Raw genomic sequence first — 22619 nt, 5'->3', positions numbered from 1 at the left:
ATTTTTATATCTATGTCACTCCTCGTGGAAGCCAGGCGGATGGAAAGGGCGAGGTGGCCTCCAGATATCTAATTGAAGGAAAAGCTGGTTGGAAATTGACCTAGAGGCTTGCTTTCTCTAGAATCGCCGGTCTCTTAAAACGGGGGCCATTCCGGCCCGTTGTGGACGAACCAGGTAACAACGCCATGAAACGTACTTTCCAACCAAGCACCATCAAACGCGCCCGTACTCACGGCTTCCGTGCTCGCATGGCTACCAAGAACGGCCGTGCTGTCCTGTCGCGTCGCCGCGCCAAAGGTCGTGCGCGTCTGGCAGTTTGATAATCCGGTACTGGTGGTGAGTCAGGACTTCAGTCGGGAAAAGCGTCTGCTAACCCCCCGGCACTTCAAGGCAGTCTTTGACTCCCCCACCGGCAAGGTTCCGGGGAAAAATCTCCTGCTCCTTGCGCGTAACAACGATCTTGATCACCCCCGTCTCGGGTTGGTGATCGGCAAGAAGAGCGTAAAGCTCTCCGTTGAGCGCAATCGCCTCAAGCGTCTGATGCGCGAATCGTTTCGCCTCCACCAGGACACTCTGGTTGGGTGGGATATTGTTATCGTCGCGCGCAAAGGCTTGGGGGATGTAGAAAACCCCGAATTGATTCAGCATTTCGGCAAGCTCTGGAAACGTCTGGCGCGTACCCACAAACCAGCACCAGCAGTCAGCACCGAAACTGTAGGGGTAGACAGCCTTGATGCGTAAACTGGCAATCGTTCCGATCCAGTTTTATCGCTATGCCATTAGTCCTCTGATGGCCAGCCACTGTCGTTTCTACCCCAGTTGTTCCTGCTACGCGTTAGAAGCCATAGAAAATCATGGTCTTCTGCGCGGTGGCTGGCTGACCTTTCGTCGTTTAGGTCGCTGTCATCCGTGGAATGCCGGTGGTTATGACCCGGTTCCACCTATCCCTACCTCCCGTTCTTCTTCGATGGCCGAGTAATCATGGATATTAAACGCACGATCCTGATCGTCGCCCTGGCAATCGTGTCCTACGTCATGGTCCTGAAATGGAACCAGGACTACGGCCAGGCTGCCCTGCCGACTCAGAATGTTGCTACCAATCAGGCTGCGCCGGCTATTCCGGACACCCCGCTGGGTAACAATGCGTCCGCGAGTGCCGATGTTCCCAGCGCGAATGGCGAGACAAGTGCCCCGTTGGAAACGCCAGTGGTCACCAACAAAGACCTCATCCACGTTAAAACGGATGTGCTCGACCTGGCGATCGACCCGCAGGGTGGCGATATTGCCCAGCTGAAGCTGCCGCTTTATCCACGTCGCCAAGACCATCCGGATGTTCCGTTCCAGCTGTTCGATAACGGCGGTGAACGTACTTATCTGGCGCAAAGTGGCCTGACCGGCACCAATGGTCCGGACGCTCGTGCTACCGGTCGTCCGATTTATTCGACCGAGCAGAAGAGTTATCAACTGGCTGATGGCCAGAACCAGTTGAACGTCGACCTGAAATTCAGCCTCGACGGCGTCAATTACATCAAGCGTTTCAGCTTCACCCGTGGTTTATACGATTTGAAGGTCACTTACCTGATCGACAACACTAGCGACAAGGCCTGGAGCGGCAACCTGTTTGCCCAGCTCAAGCGTGATGCCAGCTCTGACCCTTCTTCCAGCACCGCCACCGGCACCGCGACTTACCTGGGCGCCGCCCTGTGGACAAGTAACGAGCCGTACAAAAAAGTGTCGATGAAAGACATCGACAAGGGCGCGCTGAAAGAAACCGTTCAAGGTGGCTGGGTAGCGTGGCTGCAGCACTACTTCGTGACCGCGTGGATCCCGAACAAGGGTGAAGCGAACCTGGTGCAAACCCGCAAGGACAGCCAGGGCAACTACATCATTGGTTTTACTGGCCCGGCGTTGACCGTCGCACCAGGTGCCAAGGCTGAAACCAGCGCCACCCTGTATGCCGGCCCGAAAAGTCAGGCGGTACTGAAAGAGTTGTCCCCAGGCCTGGAACTGACTGTGGATTACGGCTTCCTGTGGTTCATTGCCCAGCCTATCTTCTGGCTGCTGCAACATATCCACAGCATCGTCGGTAACTGGGGCTGGTCGATCATCTTCCTGACCATGCTGATCAAGGGGATCTTCTTCCCGCTGTCGGCCGCCAGCTACAAGTCGATGGCGCGCATGCGTGCCGTGGCGCCGAAACTGGCTGCGCTGAAAGAGCAACATGGTGACGACCGGCAGAAAATGTCGCAGGCCATGATGGAGCTGTACAAGAAAGAGAAGATCAACCCGCTGGGTGGATGCTTGCCGATTCTGGTACAGATGCCGGTATTCCTGTCGCTGTACTGGGTACTCCTGGAAAGCGTGGAAATGCGCCAGGCACCGTTCATGCTGTGGATAACCGACCTGTCGATCAAGGACCCGTTCTTTATCCTGCCGATCATCATGGGCGCAACCATGTTTATCCAGCAGCGTCTGAACCCGACTCCGCCGGACCCGATGCAGGCCAAGGTAATGAAAATGATGCCAATCATCTTCACCTTCTTCTTCCTGTGGTTCCCAGCGGGCCTGGTACTGTACTGGGTAGTCAACAACGTGTTGTCGATCTCCCAACAGTGGTACATCACACGTAAAATCGAAGCGGCTACCAAAAAAGCCGAGGCGTAATTTACTCTGTGGATAACCACTCAAGACGCCCCCTAGTGGGGCGTTTTGCTTTCCGACACTTTACTTCTGGAACCTGCTGATGAGCGCTCCCCGTGAAACCATCGCTGCTGTCGCAACCGCTCAAGGTCGCGGCGGCGTCGGTATCGTTCGAATTTCCGGGCCGCTCGCCAGCGCGGCCGCCAAGGCGATCAGCGGACGGGAGTTGAAGCCGCGGTTCGCCCATTACGGTCCGTTTCTGGATGGCGACGCAAGTGTGCTGGACGAGGGCTTGGCGCTCTACTTCCCGGGGCCAAACTCCTTCACGGGTGAAGATGTATTGGAACTGCAGGGCCATGGTGGTCCGGTTGTCCTGGACATGTTGCTGCAACGTTGCCTGCAATTGGGCTGCCGCCTGGCCCGTCCGGGTGAATTCAGCGAGCGCGCATTCCTCAACGACAAACTCGACCTGGCTCAGGCCGAGGCCATCGCCGATCTGATCGAGGCCAGTTCTGCACAGGCTGCGCGCAACGCATTGCGTTCGTTGCAGGGGGCGTTTTCCCTGCGTGTGCATAACTTGACCGAGCAGCTGATCAGCCTGCGTATCTATGTCGAGGCGGCCATTGATTTTCCTGAGGAGGAAATTGATTTCCTCGCCGATGGCCATGTCCTTTCAATGCTGGATAAGGTCCGCGATGAGTTATCCACAGTGTTGCGCGAAGCCGGGCAGGGGGCATTGCTGCGTGACGGCATGACCGTGGTGATTGCGGGGCGACCCAATGCCGGCAAGTCCAGCCTGCTCAATGCATTGGCGGGACGCGAAGCAGCCATCGTTACCGAAATTGCCGGTACCACTCGCGACATCCTGCGCGAACATATCCACATTGATGGCATGCCGTTGCACGTGGTCGATACGGCAGGGTTGCGCGACACCGATGACCAGGTGGAGAAGATTGGCGTAGAACGCGCGCTCAAAGCCATTGGCGAAGCCGACCGTGTGTTGTTGGTGGTGGACGCCACCGCCCCTGAGGCGGTGGATCCTTTTGCGTTGTGGCCGGAATTCCTCGAGCAACGGCCAGACCCAGCCAAAGTGACCCTGATCCGGAACAAGGCCGACCTGACGGGTGAAACCATCGCGATGCAAACCAGCGAGGATGGCCATGTGACTATCAGCCTGAGTGCCAAATCCGCGGGTGAGGGCATGGAGTTGCTACGTGACCACCTCAAGGCCTGCATGGGCTACGAGCAGACCTCGGAAAGCAGCTTCAGTGCACGCCGCAGGCATCTGGAGGCGCTTCGCCATGCCAGTGCGGCGTTGGAGCACGGGCGAGCACAGCTGACCCTGGCGGGCGCCGGAGAGCTGCTGGCTGAGGATTTGCGTCAGGCGCAGCAGCTGCTAGGTGAGATTACCGGCGCATTCAGCTCCGATGACTTGCTTGGCCGAATCTTTTCCAGTTTCTGTATCGGCAAATAGCCAGGTCTTTACCAGTTATAGGACACCGTACCCAACAGGGTGCGGCTGTCACCCCAATAGCAGCGCCCCGCATCGTTGCAACCGGACACATACTCCTTGTCGAACAGGTTCTTCGCGTTCAGGTCCACTGACCAGTGCGGGTCTATCTGATACCCCACCACGGCATCCACCAACGTGACACTGCCTGCATCCAGCTTCCCGTAGAGCGTCGGCGCCGTGTAGGAAAAAGTGCTGTCGAAATAACGCACACCTCCCCCCACGGACAGGCCCTTGAGCTGACCCTCCAGGAAACGGTATTTGCTCCATACCGAAGCCTGATTGCGAGGAACGCCGGTCATTTGGCGCCCTTCGACCAGGGAGGTGGCGGAATCCTTGGTAATCCGCGCGTCAGTGTAGGTATAAGCCGCCGTTACGTTCAGGTTGGGCGTAAGGTTGCTGTTGATTTCAACTTCGGCGCCCTTGGCGCGGCTCTCACCCACCTGACGATAGCTGTTGGTGGTGGCATCCAGGTAGGTGTCGTCCTGTTTGCGCAAGTCGTACACCGACAGCGTCATCGCCGTGTCCCAGCCGATCGGCTCGTACTTCACACCCGCTTCATATTGGCTGCTGGTGATGGGTTTCAACGGGGCGCCGGCATTGGAAATCTGCTGGACCGGAACGAATGCCGTGGAATAGCTGACATACGGCGTGAGGCCGTTGTCGAACTGGTACATCACGCCACCTTGGTAGGTGAACTTGCGGTCTTGACTGCCGGTGCTGCTGGCCTTGTTGACCTTGTCGCGGAAATCGCTGTCGACCCAGTCCTGCCGCCCCCCGAGCAGGAACAGCCAGTGGTCGTACTTGCTCTGGATCTGAGCGTATGCGCCCTTCATCTGTTGCTCGAGCAAGGTGTTTTGCACCGCGATCGGCGTGAGCGGTTCGCGCAGGTACACCGGGTTATACACATTGATGGTACCGGCGAAACCGGCGTCCCAATCCTGGTTGAACGAGGTGCGGTCATAACTGGCGCCAAACAACACAGTGTTTTCCAGTGCGCCGATATCGAATTTGCCCTCGAGCTGATTATCCAGGGAATAAACCATGGATTTGTTGTAGCGATCGTAGGCGGTCATGTTCAGCTGAGTACCGAAGCCCCGATTATTCAGCGCGCTCGGCCAGGTTTCATGGCGGTTGATGCGCGACTGCATGTACCGGGAATTCTGGCGGAACTGCCAGTCGTCGTTGAAGCTGTGGCTGAACTCGTAACCGGTGCTCCAGGCTTCGCGCTCAAAGGTATTCCAATCCGGGTCGCCGAGCATGGTGTGCTTGGACAGTTTACCGTTGGGATTAGTAAGCAAAGTGCCTGCAGCCGGCAGGCCGAGTTCCAGGTTGGTGTGGTCCTTCTGGTAGTTGGCCAGGAGGGTCAGGGTGTTGTAGTCGTCGAAATTCAGGGTCAGGGAAGGGGCGATGTAAACACGATCATCCGGTACATGGTCGGTCTGCGTGTCGGATTTGCGGCCCAGCATTACCAGGCGGCCGAGAACATTGTCGCTGTCATTGAGCGGACCGGAGATATCCACACCCAGTTGGCGTCGGTTGTTTGAGCCATACCCCAATTGCACCTCGCCTCGCGGGTTGGCGGTCGGATGTTTGCTCACCAGGTTGACCAAACCGCCCGGTGCGTTCTCACCGTAGAGCAGCGAAGAAGGACCGCGAAACACTTCGACCCGCTCCAGGCCATACGGCTCGCTGGTGGTGTCGTACCGATTACCTTGCACACGTAGTCCGTCTCTCAACAGGCCGTAACCGTAGTCCGTGGCGTTGAAGCCTCGAATGAAAAAGAGATCGCCCGCCAGCCCGTCGCCCGCGGCAAAAGGCGGCGCGAAGATGCCGGGTACGTACCCCAGCACTTCGGTCAGTGTCTGCGATTTCTGATCCTTGATACGTTGCCCGGTCACCACCGATACCGAACGGGGTGTCTGCGACAGAGGCGTACTGGTTTTGGTGCCGACCCGGCTGTTCTGGGCCTTGTAGCCCACATCCCCCGCTATGTCCTGATTGAAGCCATCCGGTTGATAAGCACTGACGGTGGTGGGTGCGAGCGTGAGCTGGCCCGTAGGGACTGTGTGCAATCCATAGCTGCCGGGAGCCTGGGCGACGGCTTGCAACCCGGAATTCTGCAGCAGCAGGGCGAAACCTTGATCCACCGAATAATCACCATTGAGTCCGGAAGTGGTCAGCCGTGAAGTCTGTTGTGGCGAGAAGGACAGGATCACATTGGCCCGGGCGGCAAACTGGCTTAACGCACTGTCCAGGGGACCGGCTGCGATGACGTAGTGCTGGGTGGTGCTGGCGGCCATGACCCCTGTGGATAACAACGTACCGCCGGTGCTGGCAAGCAGCAGGCCGTAGGTGATGGCATGGCAGGAAAGTCGCTGACGGAGCGGGATGGAAAGGCGCATAGATGGGTAAGCCCTGAAGGTAGCGTCGTGATTACCTGAAGGGCCGTGCGTGATAAAAAAAAGATAACCCCCCTGAGGATTATTTTTTATCAACCGATCCGGTTAACCGACACCCAGTAGCGCGTGAAGTACTTCACCCGGATCGGCAGGGTCGCTTGCAGGTTGGCCAGTACCGCGTCGGTTGAGTCCAGGCGGAACGCGCCGGAAACGCGCAGTTGAGCCGAAGCCGGATCACAGTTCAGCACGCCCGGCCGATAGCGCGCCAACTCATCGATGACATCGCCGAGTCTGGCATCGAGCACGATCAATTGACCGTCCGCCCAGGCGGCTTGCGCCACGCCATATCGCTGGGGGAGGCTAATCGTGTGTCGATCAAAATCAGCGCTTTCCCCGGCTCCGAGGGTCTTGTTGTGGTCGGGTTGATCGCCCGGGGACAAATTGACCCGATCTTCCAGCACACCGACCCGGGTGAAATCCGGCAATTGGCGAACAGTAAACCGAGTGCCCAGTGCCTGAACCCGCCCGTGGCGAGTCTCCACATACAAGGGCGTATTGGCGCCACGTTTGCCACTGTGGATAAGTACTTCACCTTCACGCAGGCGAATCAAGCGTTGGCGCGAGTCGAACATCACATCAATGGCTGTGCTGGTGTTGAGATCAACCTGAGTGCCGTCGGCCAGTTCGATCCTTCGATGTTTACCCACAGGCGTGCGGTAGTCGGCCCATACGTTACCCACGGACGTGTGTTGTTGAACGTTCCAACCCAAATACCCGCTGCCGCCCAGTACCAGCATCCACTTGAGCACCTGGCGGCGTTTCTGCGTGCTGGTCAATGCGCGGCGTGTGAAGTCCTGGGGCAGGGCGCCGAGGCTGCGCTGCAACTGCTCCAACTGGTTCCACGCCGCCTGATGGGAAGGGTCGCCATTGAGCCATTGTTGCCAGGCCAGCCGATCAGCCGGCGTCGGCGATTGTGCCTGGAACTGCACATACCAACTGGCGGCCGCCTCGAATGTCTTGCGATCAGGGGCGGGCATCAGAGGCTGGCCATGATCAGTGAACACTCGGTCAGGGCACGGACCATATGTTTCTTCACAGTGGTCAATGACACCCGCAGTTGATCGGCGATCTGTTGATAAGTCAGCCCCTCGATCTGCGACAGCATGAAGATCCGTCGAGCACGTTCGCCCAAGCTGCACAGTGTCTTATCCACAGCCACCAGGGTTTCGATAATGATTGCCTTGTCTTCTTCACTGATGGCGGTGGATTCAGGACGCTCGGCCAGGGTTTGCTTATAAGCCTGCTCAATGGCGTGCCGGCGATAGCGATCAATCACCAGGCCCCTTGCAATGGTCGCCAGATAATCCCGTGGCTCAAGGATCTGCACGGCGTCGCGTCCACCCAGGATACGCACGAACGTATCGTGGGCCACGTCGGCTGCATCGCAGGCGTTATGCAATTTGCCTTTGAGCCACCCGTGTAACCACGAATGGTGTTGCTCATAGATGCGCTGCACAGCTGCCGTGTGTGAAGGAGGGGACATAGGCGCGACGAGGTAGGTTAATGATAATCGCTATTATTAACTGCCCTCGTGTGTTCCCACAATAGCCGTCTTGACCGCGAATCCGCGTTGAATCCCTGGGCCGGTCGACATTGAATCAGCCGTTTCTGTGGATTAAGCCCTGTGAATAACCGCCCTTGTGCCCGGTTGATAACCACGCTTGAAACCTGAGTAAAAACCCGCCTGTGGATAACCAGCTGTTTAATCCACAGGTTTAAAGCACTTATCCAAGCCCCTCATTGGCACATGACCACAGACTTTTGAATCCCTGTACACGACGTAGATAAAGGCCTGTAGAAATCTATCCACAGAAAAGATGCTCAGTAGAAATAAACATAAAAACAAAGATTTAATAAATTTCTCTCTTTTAATTTCTATTGTCCGTGATCCATCCACAGCTGGTTAAATTTTGTGCAAAGGGTTCTTTAGGCAGGGCGAAGTCCCTATACTTGCCGCCATAAGCTGCAAAACTCTTTCAACCAACAATTCCTGATTACCTACATAAGCAGGCACGAGGTGCGTGGTGGATTTCCCTTCCCGTTTTGAAGTGATCGTCATCGGCGGCGGTCATGCCGGTACCGAGGCAGCACTGGCGTCAGCACGCATGGGCGTAAAAACCCTGTTGCTGACGCACAACGTGGAAACCCTCGGCGCCATGAGTTGCAACCCTGCCATTGGTGGCATCGGCAAAAGCCATCTGGTCAAGGAAATCGATGCCCTTGGCGGCGTAATGGCCATGGCCACCGACAAAGGTGGTATTCAATTTCGCGTGCTCAACAGCCGCAAAGGCCCGGCCGTACGTGCCACTCGTGCACAAGCCGACCGTATTTTGTACAAGGCCGCGGTACGTGAAACCCTGGAAAACCAGCCGAACCTGTGGATATTTCAACAGGCCGCAGACGACCTGATCGTCGAGCAGGACCAGGTACGCGGAGTTGTCACGCAAATGGGCCTGCGCTTCTTCGCAGAATCCGTGGTGTTGACCACCGGGACTTTCCTTGGCGGACTTATCCACATCGGCATGCAGAACTATTCCGGTGGTCGCGCCGGTGATCCGCCGTCGATTGCCCTGGCACACCGTCTGCGTGAATTGCCGCTGCGCGTGGGCCGCTTGAAAACCGGCACTCCGCCGCGTATCGACGGACGTTCTGTAGATTTTTCGGTGATGACCGAACAGGCCGGCGATACGCCGATCCCGGTCATGTCTTTCATGGGTTCCAAGGAGCAGCACCCCAAACAGGTCAGCTGCTGGATTACCCATACCAATGCGCGTACCCACGAAATCATTGCTGCGAACCTCGACCGTTCGCCGATGTATTCCGGGGTGATCGAAGGCATCGGCCCGCGTTACTGCCCGTCGATTGAAGACAAGATCCATCGCTTTGCCGACAAGGAAAGCCACCAGGTGTTTATCGAGCCCGAAGGCTTGACGACTCACGAGCTGTACCCGAACGGGATTTCCACTTCCCTGCCGTTCGACGTGCAAATCCAGATCGTGCAGTCGATTCGCGGCATGGAAAACGCCCACATCGTTCGCCCTGGCTACGCCATCGAGTACGACTATTTCGATCCGCGTGACCTGAAATACAGCCTGGAAACCAAGGTGATCGGCGGCTTGTTCTTCGCCGGGCAAATCAATGGCACCACCGGTTACGAAGAAGCCGGCGCCCAGGGTTTGCTGGCCGGTACCAACGCTGCACTGCGAGCACAGGGCAAAGACAGCTGGTGCCCGCGTCGCGATGAAGCGTATATCGGCGTGTTGGTCGACGACCTGATTACCCTGGGCACCCAGGAACCGTACCGGATGTTCACGTCCAGGGCCGAATATCGCCTGATCCTGCGCGAAGACAACGCCGATCTGCGCTTGACCGAAAAAGGTCGCGAGCTGGGTTTGGTCGATGACGCGCGCTGGGCGGCCTTCTGCAAAAAACGCGAGAGCATTACCCTCGAAGAGCAGCGCCTGAAGAGCACCTGGGTTCGCCCGGGCACTGAACAGGGCGATGCGATCGCCGAAAAATTCGGCACGCCGCTGACGCACGAATACAACTTGCTCAACCTGCTATCGCGTCCGGAGATCGATTACGCCGGCCTGGTCGAAGTGACCGGCGGCGGCGCAGAAGATCCACAGGTCGCCGAACAGGTGGAAATCAAGACCAAATACGCCGGTTACATTGATCGCCAGCAGGACGAGATCGCTCGCCTGCGCGCCAGTGAAAACACCAAGCTGCCTGTGGATATCGACTACACCGGCATTTCCGGGCTGTCGAAGGAAATTCAAAGCAAGCTGGGGATAACTCGGCCGGAAACCCTCGGCCAGGCTTCACGTATCCCCGGCGTTACCCCGGCAGCAATTTCGCTGTTGATGATTCATTTGAAAAAACGCGGCGCGGGCCGTCAGTTGGAGCAAAGCGCTTGAGTTCGTTGGTCACCTCGCAACACGCCGAAGAGTTATCCACAGGTGCGCGCCAGTTGGGCGTCGACCTGACCGAAGCCCAGCACGCCTTGCTGATGGGCTACCTGGCCCTGTTGATCAAATGGAACAAGGCTTACAACCTGACCGCAGTGCGTGATCCGGACGAAATGGTCTCGCGCCATCTGCTCGACAGCTTGAGCGTGATGCCGTTTATCGAAAACGGTCGCTGGTTGGACGTCGGCAGCGGCGGTGGCATGCCTGGCATTCCACTGGCCATCCTGTTTCCCGAGTCGCAAGTGACCTGTCTGGACAGCAACGGCAAGAAGACCCGCTTCCTGACCCAGGTCAAACTCGAACTCAAGCTGGACAACCTGCACGTTGTCCACAGCCGCGTCGAAGCCTTTACGCCTGAACAGCCCTTCAACGGAATTGTTTCCCGGGCGTTCAGCAGCATGGAGAACTTCAGCAACTGGACTCGCCACCTGGGCGACCACGACACCCGCTGGCTGGCAATGAAGGGCGTCCATCCAAGCGACGAGCTGTTAGCATTGCCGGCGGACTTCCACCTCGATAGCGAACACGCCTTGGCCGTACCCGGTTGCCAAGGCCAACGCCATCTGCTGATACTGCGCCGCACGGCATGATTGGGAACACAAGCAAGAATGGCTAAGGTATTCGCGATAGCGAACCAGAAAGGTGGCGTGGGTAAGACCACCACCTGCATCAACCTCGCAGCATCCCTGGTCGCGACCAAGCGCCGGGTGCTGTTGATCGATCTCGATCCACAGGGCAACGCCACCATGGGTAGCGGTGTGGATAAACACGGCCTGGAAAACTCGGTCTACGACTTGCTGATTGGCGAGTGCGACCTGGGTCAGGCCATGCACTACTCCGAGCACGGCGGTTATCAACTGCTGCCGGCCAACCGCGACCTGACGGCGGCGGAAGTGGTGCTGCTGGAAATGCAGATGAAGGAAAGCCGTCTGCGCAGCGCCCTGGCGCCCATCCGCGAGAATTACGACTACATCCTGATCGACTGCCCGCCGTCGCTGTCGATGCTCACGCTCAACGCCCTGGTGGCCGCCGACGGGGTGATTATCCCCATGCAGTGCGAGTACTTTGCGCTCGAAGGCTTGAGCGACCTTGTGGATAACATCAAGCGTATCGCCGAATTGCTCAACCCGAACCTGAAAGTCGAAGGCCTGCTGCGGACCATGTACGACCCGCGCCTGAGCCTGATGAACGATGTGTCGGCGCAGCTCAAGGAGCATTTCGGCGACCAGCTCTACGACACGGTGATTCCACGCAACATCCGCCTGGCCGAAGCGCCAAGCTATGGCATGCCGGCGCTGGCCTACGACAAATCATCCCGTGGCGCCATTGCCTACCTGGCGCTGGCCGGTGAGATGGTGCGTCGCCAACGTCGCAATTCACGCACCGCTGCAGCCCAGCCAACTTAAGGAATCCCCATGGCCGTCAAAAAACGAGGTCTCGGACGTGGACTGGATGCACTCCTGAGTGGTCCGACCGTCACTTCGCTGGAAGAGCAAGCGGTGCAGGCCGACGAGCGTGAGCTGCAGCACCTGCCGCTGGACCTGATTCAGCGTGGTAAATACCAGCCGCGCCGGGACATGGACCCGCAGGCACTGGAAGAGCTGGCCAACTCGATCAAGGCCCAAGGGGTGATGCAACCGATCGTGGTGCGCCCCATTGGCGGCGGCCGCTTTGAAATCATCGCCGGCGAACGCCGCTGGCGCGCCAGCCAGCAGGCGGGCAAGGACACCATCCCGGCGATGGTGCGCGACGTGCCGGATGAAACCGCCATCGCCATGGCGCTGATCGAAAACATCCAGCGCGAAGACCTCAATCCGATCGAAGAAGCGATCGCGTTGCAACGTCTGCAGCAGGAGTTCCAGCTGACCCAGCAACAAGTGGCCGAGGCGGTGGGCAAATCCCGCGTGACCGTGTCCAACCTGCTGCGCCTGATCGCGTTGCCGGAAGTCATCAAGACCATGTTGTCCCACGGCGATCTGGAAATGGGTCACGCCCGTGCTTTGCTCGGTTTGCCGGAAAATCAACAGGTTGAAGGGGCGCGACACGTTGTCGCACGCGGGCTTACCGTTCGTCAGACCGAAGCCCTGGTTCGTCAATGGTTGAGCGGCAAACCTGCACCGGTCGAAACCGTCAAAACTGATCCGGACATCGCGCGCCTTGAGCAGCGCCTGGCCGAGCGCCTAGGCTCTGCGGTACAAATTCGCCACGGCAAGAAAGGCAAAGGGCAATTGGTCATCGGATATAACTCTCTCGATGAGCTTCAAGGCGTCCTTTCCCACATCCGTTGAAACATTCGCTGAAACATTTGCTCATGTAGCGTGTGATCGGAAATCACTACCCGGCAGTTGAATAGGGGCTGAACCGCCCCTATACTCTGCGCGCATTTTGTCGGCACAAAGTATGCCAAGTTATTGATTTCCGGCAGCCGACCATTGAGGAGCAAGAGTGATGGAAACCCGCACGCCAAACACGTTGCCGTTCCATCGCTTGGCTGTTTTTCCGGTTTTATTGGCGCAACTTGTCGTTTTGCTGATCGCTGCATTGGCGCTTTGGTACTGGCATGGAGTCGTAGCCGGATATTCAGGACTCTGCGGAGGCCTGATAGCCTTGCTGCCCAATATGTATTTTGCTCACAGGGCCTTTCGGTTTTCCGGCGCCCGAGCAGCCCAGGCCATCGTCCGGTCTTTTTATGCCGGCGAGGCGGGGAAACTGATTTTGACGGCAGTGCTGTTCGCACTGACCTTTGCAGGTGTGAAGCCATTGGCGCCGCTGGCTGTATTCGGCGTCTTCGTGTTGACCCAATTGGTCAGCTGGTTCGCTCCCCTGCTAATGAAAACAAGACTTTCGAAACCTTAGGGCGTTTGAGGCAACCATGGCAGAAACAACCGCTTCGGGCTATATCCAGCACCACTTGCAGAACCTGACCTTCGGTCAGCTTCCCAACGGCGGCTGGGGCTTTGCCCACACCGCAGCAGAAGCCAAGGAAATGGGTTTCTGGGCCTTCCACCTGGATACTCTGGGCTGGTCGGTCGCATTGGGTCTGATCTTCGTCCTGATTTTCCGCATGGCGGCAAAAAAGGCGACTTCCGGTCAGCCAGGTGCTTTGCAGAACTTCGTTGAAGTATTGGTCGAATTCGTCGATGGCAGCGTGAAAGACAGCTTCCATGGCCGCAGCCCGGTGATCGCACCGCTGGCACTGACCATCTTCGTCTGGGTGTTCCTGATGAACGCCGTCGACCTGATCCCGGTTGACTGGATTCCTCAGCTGGCCATCCTGATCTCCGGCGATGCGCACATTCCGTTCCGTGCCGTATCGACCACTGACCCGAACGCTACCCTGGGCATGGCCCTGTCGGTGTTCGCGTTGATCATTTTCTACAGCATCAAGGTCAAGGGCATCGGCGGCTTCATCGGCGAACTGACCCTGCACCCGTTCGGCAGCAAGAACATCTTCGTTCAAGCCCTGCTGATCCCGGTGAACTTCCTGCTGGAATTCGTGACCCTGGTTGCCAAGCCGATTTCTCTGGCCTTGCGACTGTTCGGCAACATGTATGCCGGCGAGCTGGTGTTCATTCTGATCGCTGTGATGTTCGGCAGCGGTCTGCTCTGGCTTAGCGGCCTGGGCATCGTTCTGCAGTGGGCGTGGGCTGTGTTCCACATCCTGATCATCACCCTGCAGGCCTTCATCTTCATGATGCTGACCATCGTCTACCTGTCGATGGCGCACGAAGAGAACCATTAAGACCAGTCTCGACTAGTCTGATGTCCTTCCCGGTGAAACGGGAAGGTGGCCCAACAGGGCTATGAAACGATTTGTTTTACCGCTTTAAAATCTAAAAAACCTAAACCATACGACGTAAAAGTCGGGAGGAAAGATGGAAACTGTAGTTGGTCTAACCGCTATCGCTGTTGCACTGTTGATCGGCCTGGGCGCCCTGGGTACTGCCATTGGTTTCGGCCTGCTGGGCGGCAAATTCCTGGAAGGCGCAGCGCGTCAGCCGGAAATGGTTCCAATGCTGCAAGTTAAAATGTTCATCGTTGCCGGCCTGCTCGACGCCGTGACCATGATCGGCGTTGGTATCGCACTGTTCTTCACCTTCGCGAACCCCTTCGTTGGTCAACTCGCTGGCTGATCACTCGACTTTTCGAGTGATTGGGGTGATGGACAACGAATGAGCGAGGTGTTGGCGTGAACATTAATGCAACCCTGATTGGCCAATCCGTTGCGTTCTTCATTTTTGTAGTGTTTTGCATGAAGTTCGTGTGGCCTCCGGTCATCGCGGCTTTGCACGAACGTCAGAAGAAGATCGCGGACGGTTTGGACGCTGCCAGCCGTGCAGCTCGCGACCTGGAGTTGGCCCACGAGAAAGTGGGTCAGCAACTGCGCGAAGCTAAAGCACAGGCAGCCGAGATCATTGAGCAAGCCAAGAAGCGCGGTAACCAGATCGTCGAAGAGGCTGTTGAAAAAGCCCGCGTCGAAGCTGACCGTGTAAAGGCTTCGGCTCATGCCGAGATCGAACAGGAACTGAACGGCGTCAAAGACGCGCTGCGTGCCCAACTGGGTGCTCTGGCGGTCGGCGGTGCCGAGAAGATCCTCGGTGCCACAATCGATCAAAACGCGCACGCGGAGCTGGTTAACAAACTGGCTGCTGAAATTTAAGCGAGGGCGATCATGGCAGAACTGACCACGTTGGCCCGACCTTACGCTAAGGCAGCCTTCGAGCACGCCCAGGCCCACCAGCAGCTGGCCTCTTGGTCAGCCATGCTCGGCCTGGCTGCAGCAGTGTCGCAAGACGACACCATGCAGCGCGTGCTCAAGGCCCCGCGCCTGACGAGCGCAGACAAGGCCGCCACTTTTATTGAAGTGTGCGGCGACAAGTTTGATGTGAAAGTGCAGAACTTCATTCACGTCATTGCCGAAAACGACCGTCTCCCGCTCTTGCCGGAGATTGCCGCTCTGTTCGACCTGTACAAGGCCGAAGCAGAGAAATCGGTAGACGTTGAAGTGACCAGTGCTTTTGCATTGAACCAAGAACAGCAAGACAAACTCGCCAAGGTTCTCAGTGCACGACTCAATCGGGAAGTGCGCCTGCAAGCTTCGGAGGACGCATCCCTGATTGGTGGTGTCGTTATCCGTGCCGGCGACCTGGTTATCGATGGCTCGATTCGCGGAAAAATCGCGAAACTTGCCGAAGCATTGAAATCTTGAGTTTGAAGGGGCAGCAGAGCAATGCAGCAACTCAATCCTTCCGAAATAAGTGAAATTATCAAGGGCCGCATCGACAAGCTCGATGTGACCTCCCAAGCCCGTAACGAAGGCACTGTCGTCAGCGTATCTGACGGCATCGTGCGGATTCACGGTCTGGCCGACGTCATGTACGGCGAGATGATCGAGTTTCCGGGCGGCGTCTACGGTATGGCCCTCAACCTGGAGCAAGACTCCGTAGGTGCCGTTGTATTGGGCGCATACACCAGTCTGGCCGAAGGCATGAGCGCCAAGTGCACAGGCCGCATCCTGGAGGTTCCGGTTGGTAAGGAACTGCTGGGTCGAGTAGTCGACGCACTGGGTAACCCTGTTGACGGTAAAGGTCCACTGGGCAACACCGAGACCGACGCGGTCGAGAAAGTTGCTCCAGGCGTGATCTGGCGTAAGTCGGTAGACCAGCCTGTACAGACTGGCTACAAGGCTGTCGATGCCATGATCCCTGTCGGCCGTGGCCAGCGTGAGCTGATCATCGGTGACCGTCAGATCGGTAAAACCGCTCTGGCCATCGACGCGATCATCAACCAGAAGAACAGCGGCATTTTCTGCGTCTACGTAGCCATTGGTCAGAAGCAATCGACCATCGCCAACGTGGTTCGCAAGCTGGAAGAAAACGGCGCCCTGGCCAACACGATCATCGTGGCTGCCAGTGCTTCGGAATCTCCTGCGCTGCAATTCCTGGCACCGTACTCCGGTTGCACCATGGGTGAATTCTTCCGCGACCGCGGTGAAGACGCGCTGATCGTTTATGACGATCTGTCCAAGCAAGCAGTGGCTTACCGCCAGATTTCCCTGCTGCTGCGCCGTCCACCAGGCCGTGAAGCCTACCCAGGCGACGTGTTCTATCTCCACTCCCGTCTGCTGGAGCGCGCATCCCGCGTTTCCGAAGAGTACGTAGAGAAGTTCACCAACGGCGCAGTGACCGGCAAAACCGGTTCCCTGACCGCATTGCCGATCATCGAAACCCAGGCTGGCGACGTTTCCGCGTTCGTTCCGACCAACGTGATTTCCATCACCGACGGTCAGATCTTCCTGGAATCGGCCATGTTCAACTCCGGGATCCGTCCTGCTGTGAACGCCGGTGTTTCGGTATCCCGTGTGGGTGGTGCCGCTCAGACCAAGATCATCAAGAAGCTCTCCGGTGGTATCCGTACCGCTCTGGCTCAGTACCGTGAACTGGCGGCATTCGCCCAGTTCGCTTCTGACCTGGACGAAGCGACCCGTAAGCAACTTGAGCATGGTCAGCGCGTTACCGAGCTGATGAAGCAGAAGCAATACGCCCCGATGTCGATCGCTGACATGGCGTTGTCGCTGTATGCCGCTGAGCGTGGGTTCCTGACCGACGTTGAAATCGCCAAGGTCGGCAGCTTTGAACAAGCGCTGATTGCTTACTTCAACCGCGATCACGCCGAATTGATGGCGAAGATCAACGTGAAGGGTGACTTCAATGACGATATCGACGCTGGCATGAAAGCCGGTATCGAGAAGTTCAAGGCCACCCAAACCTGGTAAGCCGCAGCGGGAGCCGCAAGGCTCCCGCTTGCTAACCTGATAGGTGTTACATGGCAGGCGCAAAAGAGATTCGCAGTAAGATTGCGAGCATCAAAAGCACGCAAAAGATTACCAGCGCCATGGAAAAAGTGGCGGTCAGCAAAATGCGCAAGGCACAAATGCGCATGGCTGCTAGCCGTCCTTATGCGGAGCGTATCCGCCAGGTAATTGGGCATCTGGCCAACGCCAACCCGGAATACCGCCACCCGTTCATGATCGAGCGCGCCGTCAAGCGTGTCGGTTATGTGGTAGTGAGCAGTGACCGTGGTTTGTGCGGTGGCTTGAATACCAACCTGTTCAAGGCCCTGGTCAAGGACATGGCGGTAAACCGCGAAAACGGCGTCGAGATCGATCTGTGTGTTGTGGGTAGCAAGGGTGCGGCCTTTTTCCGTAACTTCGGCGGTAACGTCGTTGCAGCTATCAGCCACCTGGGTGAAGAGCCGTCGATCAATGATTTGATCGGCAGTGTGAAGGTGATGCTGGATGCGTATCTGGAAGGCCGGATTGACCGCCTGTCCGTGGTATCCAACAAGTTCATCAACACCATGACCCAGCAGCCAACCGTGGAGCAATTGATTCCACTGGTGGCGACCCCGGATCAGGAACTCAAGCACCACTGGGACTACCTCTACGAACCAGACGCCAAAGAGCTGCTTGACGGCTTGATGGTGCGCTACGTGGAGTCGCAGGTGTACCAGGCGGTGGTCGAGAACAACGCAGCTGAACAAGCGGCGCGGATGATCGCGATGAAAAACGCTACCGATAACGCCGGTGATCTGATCAGCGATTTGCAGCTGATCTACAACAAGGCGCGTCAGGCTGCGATCACCCAAGAGATCTCGGAAATCGTCGGCGGCGCTGCCGCGGTTTAACGGTTCAAATATTCAGAGGATCCAGCTATGAGTAGCGGACGTATCGTTCAAATCATCGGCGCCGTTATCGACGTGGAATTCCCACGCGACAGCGTACCGAGCATCTACAACGCGCTGAAAGTACAAGGCGCGGACACTACTCTGGAAGTTCAGCAACAGCTGGGCGACGGCGTAGTTCGTACCATTGCGATGGGTTCCACCGAAGGCTTGAAGCGCGGTCTGGACGTTGTCGACACGGGTGCTGCCATCTCCGTACCGGTCGGTAAAGCGACCCTGGGCCGGATCATGGACGTACTGGGCAACCCGATCGACGAAGCGGGCCCGATCGACACCGAAGAGCGCTGGGGCATTCACCGTCCAGCACCTTCGTTCGCCGAGCAAGCGGGCGGCAACGACCTGCTGGAAACCGGCATCAAGGTTATCGACCTGGTATGCCCGTTCGCCAAGGGCGGTAAAGTCGGTCTGTTCGGTGGTGCCGGTGTAGGCAAGACCGTCAACATGATGGAACTGATCCGTAACATCGCCATCGAGCACAGCGGTTATTCCGTGTTCGCCGGTGTGGGTGAGCGTACCCGTGAGGGTAACGACTTCTACCACGAGATGAAGGACTCCAACGTTCTGGACAAAGTGGCACTGGTTTACGGTCAGATGAACGAGCCGCCGGGAAACCGTCTGCGCGTAGCACTGACCGGCCTGACCATGGCCGAGAAGTTCCGTGACGAAGGTAACGACGTTCTGCTGTTCGTCGACAACATCTACCGTTACACCCTGGCCGGTACTGAAGTATCCGCACTGCTGGGCCGTATGCCTTCGGCAGTAGGTTACCAGCCGACCCTGGCTGAAGAGATGGGCGTTCTGCAGGAACGTATCACTTCGACCAAGGAAGGTTCGATCACCTCGATCCAAGCGGTATACGTACCTGCGGATGACTTGACCGACCCGTCGCCTGCCACCACCTTCGCCCACTTGGACGCCACCGTCGTTCTGTCCCGTGACATCGCTTCCCTGGGTATCTACCCAGCGGTCGATCCACTCGACTCGACGTCGCGCCAGCTGGACCCGAACGTGATCGGCCAGGAGCACTACGACACCGCTCGCGGCGTTCAGTACGTGCTGCAGCGTTACAAGGAACTGAAGGACATCATTGCGATCCTGGGTATGGACGAGCTGTCGGAAGCCGACAAGCAGTTGGTAAACCGTGCTCGTAAGATCCAGCGCTTCTTGTCGCAGCCGTTCTTCGTGGCTGAAGTCTTCACCGGTGCCTCGGGTAAATACGTTTCCCTGAAAGACACCATTGCTGGCTTCAAAGGCATCCTCAACGGTGACTACGACCACCTGCCAGAACAAGCGTTCTACATGGTCGGCGGCATCGAAGAAGCGATCGAGAAAGCCAAGAAACTGTAATCCTGGCGCCCGGAAACGGGCGCTCATCAGGTTGAGGCAATCAGATGGCTATGACAGTCCATTGCGATATCGTCAGCGCGGAAGGGGAAATCTTCTCCGGTCTGGTCGAGTTTGTAACAGCGCACGGTGACCTGGGTGATCTTGGTATCGCCATGGGTCACGCTCCGCTGATTACCAGCTTGAAGCCAGGTCCGATCACGCTGACCAAGCAAGGCGGGGAACGTGAGGTGTTTTACATCTCCGGTGGTTTCCTCGAGGTTCAGCCGAACATGGTCAAGGTACTTGCCGACACTGTGCAACGTGCCGGCGACCTGGATGAAGCCTCCGCTCAGGAAGCCGTCAAGGCTGCCGAGAAGGCGCTGAACGAAAAAGGCGCAGACTTCGACTACAGCGCTGCTGCAGTCCGTCTGGCCGAAGCTGCAGCGCAGCTGCGTACGCTCCAGCAGATCCGCAAGAAGTAAGCGGCTTTGCCGTTACGCTTCACGCGTGATTGATTAAAAAGGGTAGCCTCGGCTACCCTTTTTCTTTTTTTGCAAAACACTTCTCTGGTCTGAAGCCGGACCGCCCAGGATTGGTAGCCATTCATGTCTCTTGAAATCGTAATTCTCGCCGCAGGCCAGGGCACCCGCATGCGTTCAGCCCTGCCCAAGGTGCTGCACCCGGTCGCAGGCAATTCCATGCTCGGTCATGTTATCCACAGCGCCCGGCAGTTGGATCCGCAACGCATTCACGTCGTCATCGGGCACGGTGCCGATGTGGTACGTGAGCGCCTGGCCGCAGACGACTTGAATTTCGTATTGCAGGACAAGCAACTGGGCACCGGCCACGCCACTGCGCAAGCCGTGCCGTTCATTACCGCTGACACCGTGCTGATTCTCTACGGTGACGTGCCGCTGATCGAAGTGGAAACCCTGCAACGCCTGCTCAAGCATGTGGTGCCGGGCCAGATGGGCCTGCTCACCGTTGAGCTGGACGACCCCACCGGCTACGGACGCATCGTGCGCAACGCCGACGGTAAGGTCGCCGCGATCGTCGAGCACAAGGACGCCAGCGAAGCCCAGCGCGCCATCACTGAAGGCAATACCGGCATTCTCGCCGTGCCGGCCGATAAGCTGGGCGACTGGATGAGCCGCCTGTCCAACAACAACGCCCAAGGCGAGTACTACCTCACCGACGTTATCGAGATGGCGGTCAGTGACGGGCTGGTGGTCGCCACCGAACAGCCCCACGACCCGATGGAAGTGCAGGGCGCCAACGACCGCAAGCAGCTGGCAGAGCTGGAGCGCCACTACCAACTGCGCGAAGGCCGCCGCCTGATGGCCCAGGGCGTCACCCTGCGTGACCCGGCGCGTTTCGATGTGCGTGGCGAAGTGACGGTGGGCCGCGACGTGTTGATCGATATCAACGTGATCCTCGAAGGCCGCGTGATCATCGAAGACGACGTGGTGATCGGTCCTAACTGTGTGATCAAGGACAGCACCTTGCGCAAAGGCGTGGTGGTCAAGGCCAACAGCCATATCGACGGTGCGGTGATGGGCGAGGGCAGCGATGCCGGGCCGTTTGCACGGTTGCGTCCGGGAACGGTGATGGGCGCGCGGGCGCACGTCGGCAATTTCGTCGAGCTGAAAAACGCGAAAATGGGCGACGAGGCGAAGGCCGGCCACCTGGCTTACCTCGGTGATGCGGTAATCGGTGCTCGCAGCAACATTGGCGCCGGTGCAATTACCTGCAACTACGACGGCGCCAACAAATACCAGACGACGATTGGTGAAGACGTATTCATCGGCTCCAACAACTCGCTGGTTGCTCCTGTAACCATCGGTGATGGTTCCAACACCGCAGCGGGCTCAACCATCAACCAGGACGTGGATAAGTCGCAACTGGCCGTGGCCCGTGCGCGCCAGCGCAACATCGACGGCTGGAAACGCCCGGTCAAAATCAAGAAGACCTGATCTATCCACACCCTTGGCAGCAACAAAACTCCAATGTGGGAGGGGGCTTGCCCCCGATAGCGGTGGGTCAGTCAATAAAGGGCTGACGGATAAACCGCTATCGGGGGCAAGCCCCCTCCCACATTTGCCTGCGTTATTTCAAAAATAATGATTGCCAACGCTTGACGATCTTTCGCCAATAGGTTTTGATTGCCTTCGTTATCTTTCGAAACGAAACTTATCACTCCCATGTCGAAACGAAATACCCCCCAACGTCGCCACAACATCCTGACCTTGCTCAATGAACAGGGCGAAGTCAGCGTGGACGAATTGGCCAAGCGTTTCGAAACATCGGAAGTGACCATCCGCAAGGACTTGGCCGCACTCGAAAGTAATGGCCTGCTCCTGCGCCGCTACGGTGGCGCAATCACCATGCCTCAAGAACTCGTGGGCGACGCGGCCCAGCCGGTCTCGGCTTACAAGCGCGCGATTGCCCGTGCCGCCGTGGTGCGCCTGCGTGAACACGCGCGGATCATCATCGACAGCGGCAGCACCACCGCCGCGATGATCCCCGAACTGGGCCATCAACCCGGCCTGGTGGTCATGACCAACTCCCTGAACGTGGCCCGCGCCTTGAGCGAGCTGGAGCATGAACCAGTGCTGCTCATGACCGGCGGCACCTGGGATCCGCATTCGGACTCGTTCCAGGGCCAGGTCGCCGAGCAGGTGCTGCGTTCCTACGATTTTGATCAACTGTTCATCGGCGCCGACGGCATCGATTTGCAGCGCGGTACCACCACCTTCAACGAATTGCTGGGCCTGAGCCGCGTCATGGCCGAGGTCGCCCGTGAGGTCGTGGTGATGGTCGAATCCGACAAGATCGGCCGCAAGATTCCCAACCTGGAACTGCCCTGGAGCAGTGTCCATACCCTTATCACCGATGATCGCCTGCCGCTCGAGGCCCGCGACCAGATCCAAGCCCGCGGCATTACGCTGATATGCGCGGCAGTCATCTAGG

General features: G+C 57.8%; 23 protein-coding genes. 20 read left to right on the top strand and 3 right to left on the bottom strand.

The window, feature by feature from the left end:
- The first annotated feature begins 185 nt into the window (after window positions 1-185).
- The 5 genes from rpmH to mnmE all read left to right on the top strand — a co-directional run bounded on the left by rpmH (window position 186) and on the right by mnmE (window position 4114).
- Complete coding sequence (gene rpmH / locus BFP96_RS29220; RefSeq protein WP_003213577.1) at window positions 186-320, top strand: 50S ribosomal protein L34; 135 nt, start codon at window positions 186-188, stop codon at window positions 318-320.
- 13 nt (window positions 321-333) lie between these two features.
- On the top strand, window positions 334-741 hold the full coding sequence (gene rnpA / locus BFP96_RS29215; protein ID WP_020302575.1) for a ribonuclease P protein component: 408 nt from the start codon (window positions 334-336) through the stop codon (window positions 739-741).
- Entirely contained in the window at window positions 734-979 is a 246-nt protein-coding gene (gene yidD / locus BFP96_RS29210) for a membrane protein insertion efficiency factor YidD (protein WP_003233592.1), read from the top strand. The genes rnpA and yidD overlap by 8 nt, the downstream gene beginning before the upstream one ends.
- A gap of 2 nt (window positions 980-981) precedes the next feature.
- Window positions 982-2664 (top strand): membrane protein insertase YidC, encoded by a 1683-nt coding sequence (gene yidC, locus BFP96_RS14890; RefSeq protein ID WP_065894368.1) that lies wholly within the window; start codon window positions 982-984, stop codon window positions 2662-2664.
- Between the two features lie 79 nt (window positions 2665-2743).
- Window positions 2744-4114, top strand: a complete 1371-nt coding sequence (mnmE, locus tag BFP96_RS14885; protein ID WP_065936491.1) for a tRNA uridine-5-carboxymethylaminomethyl(34) synthesis GTPase MnmE — start codon at window positions 2744-2746, stop codon at window positions 4112-4114.
- A gap of 8 nt (window positions 4115-4122) precedes the next feature.
- Here the strand turns inward: mnmE and BFP96_RS14880 are convergent, their stop codons facing one another.
- From BFP96_RS14880 to BFP96_RS14870, 3 genes are all read right to left on the bottom strand, one after another.
- A complete protein-coding gene (locus BFP96_RS14880) occupies window positions 4123-6555 on the bottom strand; it encodes a TonB-dependent siderophore receptor (RefSeq protein ID WP_065894365.1) in 2433 nt (810 codons plus the stop codon).
- An 89-nt stretch (window positions 6556-6644) separates the two neighbouring features.
- Window positions 6645-7589: a FecR domain-containing protein gene (locus BFP96_RS14875; protein ID WP_065936490.1), complete on the bottom strand. Its 945-nt coding sequence runs from the start codon at window positions 7587-7589 to the stop codon at window positions 6645-6647.
- Window positions 7589-8095 carry a sigma-70 family RNA polymerase sigma factor gene (locus BFP96_RS14870; protein ID WP_065936489.1) on the bottom strand — a complete coding sequence of 169 codons (507 nt, stop codon included), beginning with the start codon at window positions 8093-8095 and terminating at the stop codon, window positions 7589-7591. The genes BFP96_RS14875 and BFP96_RS14870 overlap by 1 nt, the downstream gene beginning before the upstream one ends.
- A 541-nt stretch (window positions 8096-8636) precedes the next feature.
- On the opposite strand from BFP96_RS14870, the gene mnmG reads away from it, so the two are divergent.
- The 15 genes from mnmG to BFP96_RS14795 all read left to right on the top strand — a co-directional run bounded on the left by mnmG (window position 8637) and on the right by BFP96_RS14795 (window position 22618).
- On the top strand, window positions 8637-10529 hold the full coding sequence (gene mnmG / locus BFP96_RS14865; RefSeq protein ID WP_065897870.1) for a tRNA uridine-5-carboxymethylaminomethyl(34) synthesis enzyme MnmG: 1893 nt from the start codon (window positions 8637-8639) through the stop codon (window positions 10527-10529).
- Window positions 10526-11170, top strand: coding sequence for a 16S rRNA (guanine(527)-N(7))-methyltransferase RsmG (rsmG, locus tag BFP96_RS14860; protein WP_065894363.1), 645 nt, complete (start codon window positions 10526-10528; stop codon window positions 11168-11170). The genes mnmG and rsmG overlap by 4 nt, the downstream gene beginning before the upstream one ends.
- An 18-nt stretch (window positions 11171-11188) precedes the next feature.
- Window positions 11189-11986 (top strand): ParA family protein, encoded by a 798-nt coding sequence (locus tag BFP96_RS14855; protein ID WP_057725767.1) that lies wholly within the window; start codon window positions 11189-11191, stop codon window positions 11984-11986.
- Between the two features lie 9 nt (window positions 11987-11995).
- Window positions 11996-12868 (top strand): ParB/RepB/Spo0J family partition protein, encoded by an 873-nt coding sequence (locus BFP96_RS14850; protein ID WP_065894359.1) that lies wholly within the window; start codon window positions 11996-11998, stop codon window positions 12866-12868.
- 160 nt (window positions 12869-13028) lie between these two features.
- Window positions 13029-13436 (top strand): F0F1 ATP synthase subunit I, encoded by a 408-nt coding sequence (locus BFP96_RS14845; RefSeq protein WP_065886693.1) that lies wholly within the window; start codon window positions 13029-13031, stop codon window positions 13434-13436.
- Between the two features lie 16 nt (window positions 13437-13452).
- Window positions 13453-14322 (top strand): F0F1 ATP synthase subunit A, encoded by an 870-nt coding sequence (gene atpB / locus BFP96_RS14840; RefSeq protein WP_057725770.1) that lies wholly within the window; start codon window positions 13453-13455, stop codon window positions 14320-14322.
- 133 nt (window positions 14323-14455) lie between these two features.
- Window positions 14456-14713, top strand: coding sequence for a F0F1 ATP synthase subunit C (atpE, locus tag BFP96_RS14835; protein ID WP_002555987.1), 258 nt, complete (start codon window positions 14456-14458; stop codon window positions 14711-14713).
- 56 nt (window positions 14714-14769) lie between these two features.
- Window positions 14770-15240, top strand: coding sequence for a F0F1 ATP synthase subunit B (locus tag BFP96_RS14830; RefSeq protein ID WP_003195835.1), 471 nt, complete (start codon window positions 14770-14772; stop codon window positions 15238-15240).
- A gap of 12 nt (window positions 15241-15252) precedes the next feature.
- A complete protein-coding gene (locus BFP96_RS14825) occupies window positions 15253-15789 on the top strand; it encodes a F0F1 ATP synthase subunit delta (protein ID WP_003195833.1) in 537 nt (178 codons plus the stop codon).
- Window positions 15790-15810: 21 nt separating this feature from the next.
- Complete coding sequence (atpA, locus tag BFP96_RS14820; RefSeq protein WP_003177064.1) at window positions 15811-17355, top strand: F0F1 ATP synthase subunit alpha; 1545 nt, start codon at window positions 15811-15813, stop codon at window positions 17353-17355.
- A gap of 50 nt (window positions 17356-17405) precedes the next feature.
- On the top strand, window positions 17406-18266 hold the full coding sequence (gene atpG / locus BFP96_RS14815; protein ID WP_003195829.1) for a F0F1 ATP synthase subunit gamma: 861 nt from the start codon (window positions 17406-17408) through the stop codon (window positions 18264-18266).
- Between the two features lie 27 nt (window positions 18267-18293).
- A complete protein-coding gene (gene atpD / locus BFP96_RS14810; protein WP_065886692.1) occupies window positions 18294-19670 on the top strand; it encodes a F0F1 ATP synthase subunit beta in 1377 nt (458 codons plus the stop codon).
- Between the two features lie 44 nt (window positions 19671-19714).
- Window positions 19715-20131: a F0F1 ATP synthase subunit epsilon gene (locus BFP96_RS14805; RefSeq protein ID WP_003195825.1), complete on the top strand. Its 417-nt coding sequence runs from the start codon at window positions 19715-19717 to the stop codon at window positions 20129-20131.
- A 123-nt stretch (window positions 20132-20254) separates the two neighbouring features.
- Entirely contained in the window at window positions 20255-21622 is a 1368-nt protein-coding gene (glmU, locus tag BFP96_RS14800) for a bifunctional UDP-N-acetylglucosamine diphosphorylase/glucosamine-1-phosphate N-acetyltransferase GlmU (protein WP_065894357.1), read from the top strand.
- Window positions 21623-21850: 228 nt separating this feature from the next.
- Window positions 21851-22618 (top strand): DeoR/GlpR family DNA-binding transcription regulator, encoded by a 768-nt coding sequence (locus BFP96_RS14795; RefSeq protein WP_065886690.1) that lies wholly within the window; start codon window positions 21851-21853, stop codon window positions 22616-22618.
- Window position 22619 lies beyond the last annotated feature (1 nt).

It is taken from the genome of Pseudomonas sp. 34 E 7 (assembly GCF_900005715.1).
GTDB classification, from domain to species: domain Bacteria; phylum Pseudomonadota; class Gammaproteobacteria; order Pseudomonadales; family Pseudomonadaceae; genus Aquipseudomonas; species Aquipseudomonas orientalis_A.
This window is presented reverse-complemented; position numbering and strand designations above follow the sequence as displayed.